A 7,436-nucleotide genomic window follows, 5' to 3' on the forward strand; every position below is an offset into this window, starting at 1 on the left:
TCAGAATATTGGTCTTCTTATGACTATCAATATCTTGTTTTTTTATAAAGTAGAGTGAAATCAGCAGTAATACACTACACGTTCCGTTAACTATTGCGTTGAATTTAGGGAGGAAAAATACCCATTCAGGAATAGCTGTTTTATCTGGGAAAATATTGAGCACATTACTTTGAAGAATAATTACTACAATCAGCACAAAAACTGAGATTCCTACAATTAGCTTTGAGATAAATTTATCGTTCATAGATTCAACAATAAGTAAAATTTAACGGGTTTTAATAGATCTTAATTCTTCAGTAATCAAAAGTTTAATTTCATCAATAAGCAGGTTCACCTGTTCTGGTCCGCGACTTGAATCGTAGTAACCTCTAATTCTCTTTTGTGGATCTAGAAGAATTAACATTGGTGTATGGATAATTTCTTTCCTATTAATAGTGTCTTGAATTACATCTACAAGAAAATCATTTTTGGCAATGGAAAAGATGAGGTCTTTATCTCCACTTACAAAATCCCATTTTTTATTTTCTGATACAAAGGGCTTACTGTATTCAGCTAGCACTGATGGTGTATCATTATCGGGATCTACACTAATAGAAATGAAACGCATAAGTCTATTATTTTTATAAACTTTAGCGACTCTTGCCAATTCATTGTTCATATTCCTACAAAAAACTGGACACTTAGTATAGAAAAAATTAACAACAGTAATTTGGTTACTATCAGATGGGAATTTTACTGTATCGGAATTTTGATTTAAGAAATTAAAATCACGAATAACATGGTAAATAGTATCAGGTACTTGTTTCCGACGTTTTAAAGTGAAGGTTTTGGCAACCTGCTTTTCACCATAGATTGGTAAGGGGCGGTATCGATTGACACCTTTCTCTTTTAGGAGATAGTAAACAGTTCCTGGTACTGCTAACAGAATTAACAGTACCAGAATCTTTTTAAGGGGAAATGAGGGCAAACTCATTAATTCATTTGAACAAATTGGTAAGATCCTTCAATTAACATTAATACAATGAAGTAAATAATAAAAATCAAAGAAACAGTAATCCCAGTCTTTAAAGCAAATTTCTCAAATTTCAGGTGCATAAAATATGCAACAATATAAAATGCTTTAACGAGTGTTAATACGATATAGATAAAATTACCCATTCCGTGTCCCATTAATCCCTGAGGTATCATATAAAGAGCTATAAAAAACTCAATAGCAGTTATACCTAATAGGTAAAAGAAAACTTGCCAGATCTTTTTCTTGCTCATTCCCTCATGCTCTGAAGCATGCTCGTGATTTGTGTGTTCTGCTGACATTATATATCGATTATCAGGATTTTAAACTAAATAGAAAAATGTAAATACGAATACCCAAACAAGGTCTACAAAGTGCCAGTAAAGACCAACTTTTTCAACCATTAGGTAGCTGCCACTCTTTTGAAAAACATTGGCCAATACCATGAATAAGATGATGACATTTATTAGAACACCAGTAAATACGTGGAATCCGTGGAATCCAGTTATCGTAAAGAAGAGATTCGAAAACTGAAGAGCACCAACAGTGTCAACACCTGTATAAGATGCAGGAAATGCGCCCCACCAATATCCTTCATGGTGTAAGTGAGACCATTCTAATGCTTGGCAACCTAAGAACATGAAACCACCGATAATGGTTGCAATCATCCACCAAACAACTTCCTTCTTTGAATTACGGTGACCTGCTTCAACGGCAAGAACCATTGTTACAGAGCTCATAATAAGGATAAAAGTCATAATTCCGACAAAAACAAGCGGATATCCATGATCAGCTACACCCGGAATTGATTGGAAAACCACATCAGGATCGGGCCAGCTAATTTTACTGAAGCGTTGCGCTCCATAATAAATTAGAAATGCTGAAAATGTAAAGGCGTCTGACAAAAGGAAAAACCACATCATTAGTTTTCCATATTCTACAGAAAAAGGCGACTTGCCGCCACTCCAGGCGTCAGTTTTTAGTTCATCTAGTTTTGATACAGTAGTACTCATTTAAACTATGGTATATTGATTTATTATTGATTCAAAAGTAAGAAAACATATAGATAAATCCATAAGATATCTATAAAATGCCAAAAAATGGATGTTACTTCCATACGAAATATATTACGTACTTGAGGAATATTGCGGATTTTGCCTATAAATGCATAAATCAGCATAAATATTCCGGCAACAATATGAAGTAAGTGGGCACCAGAAAAAACGTAAATAAAAGACTGAGAGGCATTATAATTAACAAAATAGGCTCCAGAGTCATATAGTGATTGCCAAGCAGAGTATTGGCTAAAGAAAAATGCTAGTGCGAGTAAAATAGTTAGTCCTATGTATAATTTTTGATTAGCAAATTGTAATTTCTTTGCAGACAAATAGGCCATATGCATTGTAAAGCTACTTATTAATATGAGAAGCGTGCTATACATAAATTGCTTAGGAAGTAAAACCTTGATGCCACGTTCAACGTTTCCTTCGGTATAGACGATGAAACCACTAGTTAAAGCAGCAAACATCATAAAAGAAGAAATTATAAACAGCCACATTAAAAACTTTCTTGCTTTAAAATTCTGTCTATCCTCAACTTGTACACTATTGATTTCCATGATTTTTTATTTTGCTATAAAGTCAAACAATAAAGTTAGTTGTAATAAGGGTAAATAAATAAAAGATGTGTACATCAATTTTTTAGCAGATGTAACATCCATATTCTTGTATAATAAAATAGCTTTCCAAGTAAAATAAAGGCCTGCTATAATAGCAATGAATAAATAAATATTGCCTGCAAAAGCTGCTCCACTAGGCATAAAATATAGTGTGGGCATCAAACTTACAGGAATTAAAATTATGGTAGTTATCAAAGTTATGATGGCACTTGTTTTATCTTGTTTTGTAGTAGGAAGCAATCTAAAACCAGCACGTTTATAATCTTCATCCAATACCCAAGCGATAGCCCAAAAATGTGGGAATTGCCAAACAAACTGGATTAAGAAAAGAATTACAGGAATCCAAGAAATTTGAGGTTGTTCAAATGCAGCAAAATACCCAATAAGCGGTGGAAAAGCTCCTGGAAAAGCTCCTATAAAAACAGCAATTGGCGATTTTCTCTTCATTGGTGTATAAACGAAAGCATACAGAAATATAGAGAATACTGCCAATAAACTAGTTGGGAAATTAAGTTTCACTAAAAGCATTGTACCAACAATTCCCATAAACAGACTAAGAACTAAAGCTTGTCCCGTAGTCATATGTCCAGAAGGAATAGGGCGATCCATCGTGCGCTTCATTAACTTATCAAGATCCTTCTCAATAATTTCGTTAAAACCATTAGCGGCACCTGTAACTAAAAATCCACCAATAGTAAGGATTAGCCAGTTAAACCAATTTATTTCCCCTTGAAATTTGCTCCCCATTAGAAAACAAATAGAAGCTGAAAATACAACTGTTAGCGTTAGCCTTAATTTAATAAGCTTATTGAAATCGGATATGAATTTCCTCACTATGTTTTCTATTTCACAAATTTATACCTGACTATAACATTATAAAAATTGTTTTCAGGCGAGTTCAAAAGTACAAAGGAAATATCTTTATATCAGTATCTCCATGGATATATCATTTAAACCTTAAAATAAATGATATTCAATTTACATTCTTAAAATATGCAGAAGACAAACATTTGAGAATAATATTTGATATCGCAAAACAAAAGGCTATTAAATAAGCAGGCAGTACGTTAATACTGCCTGCTCTTTACTATTAGTTTTTAAATTAAACTTCCTCAGTAGCCTTAGGGGTCTTTGCATTTTGCTTTTCCCACTCTTCTTGAATGCGTTCAGCTTCAGGATTATCCTCAAAATCGTGAGGAAGATTTGAGCTCATTGTTTCAGAGAAAGGAGTTGTTTGAGGAATAAAGTCTGTATCATGACCAGGCTTGCTATAATCATATGGCCAACGATAAACTGAAGGAATTTCTCCAGGCCAGTTACCATGTAAATGCTCAACAGGTGTTGTCCATTCTAAGGTAGTAGAATCCCAAGGGTTTTGTGGAGCCTTCTTGCCATAGAACATCGAATAGAAGAAGTTCCATAAGAATGCCACTTGAGCTAATGCTGAAATAATGGCTGCCCAAGTAATGAATACGTTAACAGTTAACCATTCCTGCATAAATGCAAATTCAGTGAAAGCATAGTAACGACGCGGAACGCCATCGATACCCATAAAGTGCATAGGGAAGAATACTAAATATGCACAAATAAAAGTTACCCAAAAGTGTAAATACCCTAAACGAGCATCCATCATTCTTCCGAACATTTTAGGATACCAGTGATAGACACCACAAAGCATACCAAAAATAGCTGCAGAACCCATTACAAGGTGGAAGTGAGCAACAACAAAATAAGTATCGTGTAAGTTGATATCTAATGCTGCATTACCTAGGAAGATACCAGTTAATCCACCCGAGATAAAGAATGAAACTAAACCGATAGCAAAAAGCATTGCAGGAGTAAATCGAAGGTTACCTCTCCAGATAGTAGCTAAATAATTAAAAGTTTTTACCGCAGATGGAACAGCAATGATCAAAGTTGTAATCATAAATACCCCACCTAGGAATGGATTCATCCCGGTAACAAACATGTGGTGCCCCCATACAATAAATGAAAGGACTGTAATACCAATTAAAGAATAAACCATCGCGTGATATCCAAAAATTGGCTTTCTTGAATTAGTAGCAATAACTTCAGAGGTAATACCTAAAGCAGGCATAATTACGATGTAAACTTCTGGATGGCCAAGGAACCAGAATAAGTGTTGCCACAATACAGGGCTACCACCTTGATTTGGAAGTACTTGACCAGCTACAACAATATCAGAAAGATAGAAGCTAGTTCCGAAACTACGATCAAAAATTAAAAGTACAACTGCAGAAACTAGAACAGGGAATGATAATACACCAACAATAGCGGTTAAAAAGAATGCCCAAATTGTTAATGGCATTTTCCACATATCCATACCTTTAGTACGCATATTTAAAATAGTTGATATGTAATTCAATGCTCCAATTAATGAAGAAGCGACGAATGCAACCATACTAATTAACCACAAAGTCATACCTGTACCTGAGCCACTAATAGCTTTAGGCAAAGCCGACAATGGAGGATAAACTGTCCAACCAGAACTCGCTGGACCACTTTCTACGAAGAAAGATCCCATCATAATCACACAAGCTGTAAAAAACAACCAATATGATAACATATTTAAGAAGGGAGAAGCCATATCACGAGCTCCTAATTGCAATGGTATTAGTAGATTACTGAATGTACCGCTTAAGCCAGCGGTTAACACGAAAAATACCATCATTGTACCATGGATGGTAACAATAGCAAGGTAAAAATCAGGCTTTATACGACCACCTTCAGCCCATTTTTCGCCAAGGAAAGTCTCCAATAATGGAAAACTCTTATCAGGCCAAGCTAATTGAAGTCTGAACAATATAGATAATAACATTGCAATGACAGCCATAACTACTCCAGTAATAAGGAATTGTTTAGCAATCATTTTATGATCTTGACTAAAGATATATTTCGTTAGAAATGTTTCTTTATGATGCCCATGATCGTGTCCGTGATTATCATGTTGATGAAGAACAGCGGAATCGTGTGTTGCAGTGCTTGCCATAATTAGTTTATAATAGTATTAGTATTTAAAGCAATTTTATTGTTTTCATCAGCTGCTTTTTCATTTACCAGCTGAAGTTCTTTTTTAACGTCATCATTGTAATAAAGTGACTGTTTAGCAATCCAAGTAGCATATTCTGCCTCAGTAACCACAGTAACTTTAGCTTGCATATTATAGTGCCCAGCACCACAAATTTTAGCACAAAGAAGAACATAATCATATTTAGGATCATTCCTTTTTTCTCTCATTTCTGCAGTAGTCAAACGTGGAGTAAATTGGAAATAAGTCGGCATACCAGGAACAGCATTCATTTGAACTCTGAAATCAGGTAAGTAAAAGCTGTGTAAAACATCTTTAGAACCAATAGTAAAACGAACAGGCTTTCCAACAGGAATTACAATCTCACTAGTAAGCTTATCATCCCAACTCTTTTGATCCTTAAAGTCAATACCTAAACCATTAGTAGGAGTAGTTAATTTATAGTTACGTCTACCAATTTCATTATCAGCACCAGCATATCTTAGTGACCATTTAAATTGTTCACCAACTACTTCAATATTCATAGCCAACTTTTGATCTTCAGGAGAAACATTAGTAATTCCTCTCCAAGTAAAGAACCCTAATAAAACAAGTACTGTAAGAACAATTGCCGGTACTATAGTCCAGATTCTTTCAAGTGAATTATTATGAGGAAAGAAGTATGCCTTTCTGTTTTCAGATCCTCTATACTTAAATGAGAAACCGAATAGTGCTATATGCGTTAGAACTAACACGATAGTTGTTAAAATCGTGGTGATTTTGAACATGAAGTCGATATCTATTCCATGGACAGATGCAGACTCATGAATACTCATAGGACCTTGCACGGAATAAGACCAGTAAACACCAAAAAGACTTACGATTAAGAATATTCCTAACAGCACACCATGAATTGCCTTGTTATCTAACTTAGACTTATGTCCTTGCATTTCACGACTTATCTCATATACTTTCAAGATTTTGCCAATGATTGCAATAAAAACGCAAACAAGTAAAAACATAAGTAGATAGTAAGAGCCTGAACGATAAGCCTCTGAGTAGTCCTTAGTTTCAACAAGTGGCTGCATATTTTTATAGCGTGCCACTGTATCTACTGCAGTACTAATTAATGGTAAAGATGAAGCCGAAAGTTCAGAATCAGCTGTTTTAGCTGCTGAATCAATGGCCGCTGTTGTTGAACTAACCGTAGAATCCTGCACCTGGGCAAACACGGTATTACCCATTACAGTTAAGGTGCTTGCTATTAACAATGCAGCTACAGCTCTGATATTAAAAATTTCTCTTAACCTCATTTTATTCGTCGTATTTTCTTTTGCTATTAAGAATATTTATTAAATCTGGTGATTAATGCTCTCTTCTAAGAAAGGATGATTTTTAGACACCAGAGATCTCTTGCTCAATTGGTTCAAAGTAAGGAAAGTAAACAATCCTACAAAACCAATTGCGATACCAATTTCAATTATTCCAAAACCTCTATGCGATTCTACAGTACCTGGCATAATCATCATATAATAATCTAACCAGTGGCCAGCTAATAAAATGATACACACGTACATCAATCTATTCATTTGACGCTTAGAATCTCTCGCCATTAAAATTAACAAAGGAGCTAAGAAATTGATTATAATATTTAACCAAAACCAAGGAAGATATTCAGGCTCCCAACGCTTGTAAAAATAGACAGTTTCTTCTGGCAT

General features: G+C 34.7%; 7 protein-coding genes and 2 pseudogenes. All 9 read right to left on the minus strand.

Features of this window, described 5'->3' with window-relative positions:
* A pseudogene (locus tag ACIQ0D_RS10280) lies at window positions 1-244 on the minus strand (DUF420 domain-containing protein); the annotation flags it as partial.
* A 21-nt stretch (window positions 245-265) separates the two neighbouring features.
* Window positions 266-973 (minus strand): SCO family protein, encoded by a 708-nt coding sequence (locus tag ACIQ0D_RS10285; RefSeq protein WP_395805299.1) that lies wholly within the window; start codon window positions 971-973, stop codon window positions 266-268.
* Window positions 973-1,314, minus strand: a complete 342-nt coding sequence (locus tag ACIQ0D_RS10290) for a cytochrome C oxidase subunit IV family protein (RefSeq protein WP_395805301.1) — start codon at window positions 1,312-1,314, stop codon at window positions 973-975. The genes ACIQ0D_RS10285 and ACIQ0D_RS10290 overlap by 1 nt, the downstream gene beginning before the upstream one ends.
* Window positions 1,315-1,335: 21 nt before the next feature.
* Window positions 1,336-2,025, minus strand: coding sequence for a cytochrome c oxidase subunit 3 (locus ACIQ0D_RS10295; RefSeq protein ID WP_395805303.1), 690 nt, complete (start codon window positions 2,023-2,025; stop codon window positions 1,336-1,338).
* A 23-nt stretch (window positions 2,026-2,048) separates the two neighbouring features.
* On the minus strand, window positions 2,049-2,630 hold the full coding sequence (locus ACIQ0D_RS10300; RefSeq protein WP_395805305.1) for a heme-copper oxidase subunit III: 582 nt from the start codon (window positions 2,628-2,630) through the stop codon (window positions 2,049-2,051).
* A 6-nt stretch (window positions 2,631-2,636) separates the two neighbouring features.
* Window positions 2,637-3,524: a heme o synthase gene (gene cyoE / locus ACIQ0D_RS10305; RefSeq protein ID WP_395805307.1), complete on the minus strand. Its 888-nt coding sequence runs from the start codon at window positions 3,522-3,524 to the stop codon at window positions 2,637-2,639.
* A gap of 268 nt (window positions 3,525-3,792) precedes the next feature.
* Window positions 3,793-5,700: a cbb3-type cytochrome c oxidase subunit I gene (locus ACIQ0D_RS10310; RefSeq protein ID WP_395805309.1), complete on the minus strand. Its 1,908-nt coding sequence runs from the start codon at window positions 5,698-5,700 to the stop codon at window positions 3,793-3,795.
* Window positions 5,701-5,702: 2 nt separating this feature from the next.
* The gene (locus ACIQ0D_RS10315; RefSeq protein WP_395805311.1) at window positions 5,703-7,031 is read right to left on the minus strand and encodes a cytochrome c oxidase subunit II; all 1,329 of its coding nucleotides are present in this window, start codon (window positions 7,029-7,031) and stop codon (window positions 5,703-5,705) included.
* Window positions 7,032-7,070: 39 nt separating this feature from the next.
* A pseudogene (locus tag ACIQ0D_RS10320) lies at window positions 7,071-7,436 on the minus strand (quinol:cytochrome C oxidoreductase); the annotation flags it as partial.

This window comes from Daejeonella sp., assembly GCF_044342615.1.
In the GTDB taxonomy this organism is placed as follows: Bacteria; Bacteroidota; Bacteroidia; order Sphingobacteriales; family Sphingobacteriaceae; genus Daejeonella.

Bases quoted from the DNA above. Each gene is read 5' to 3' on its own strand.
- ACIQ0D_RS10290 (WP_395805301.1), bottom strand. From the start codon at position 1,314: ATGTCAGCAGAACACACAAATCACGAGCATGCTTCAGAGCATGAGGGA.
- ACIQ0D_RS10310 (WP_395805309.1), bottom strand. From the start codon at position 5,700: ATGGCAAGCACTGCAACACACGATTCCGCTGTTCTTCATCAACATGAT.
- ACIQ0D_RS10300 (WP_395805305.1), bottom strand. From the start codon at position 2,630: ATGGAAATCAATAGTGTACAAGTTGAGGATAGACAGAATTTTAAAGCA.
- ACIQ0D_RS10295 (WP_395805303.1), bottom strand. From the start codon at position 2,025: ATGAGTACTACTGTATCAAAACTAGATGAACTAAAAACTGACGCCTGG.
- ACIQ0D_RS10315 (WP_395805311.1), bottom strand. From the start codon at position 7,031: ATGAGGTTAAGAGAAATTTTTAATATCAGAGCTGTAGCTGCATTGTTA.
- ACIQ0D_RS10285 (WP_395805299.1), bottom strand. From the start codon at position 973: ATGAGTTTGCCCTCATTTCCCCTTAAAAAGATTCTGGTACTGTTAATT.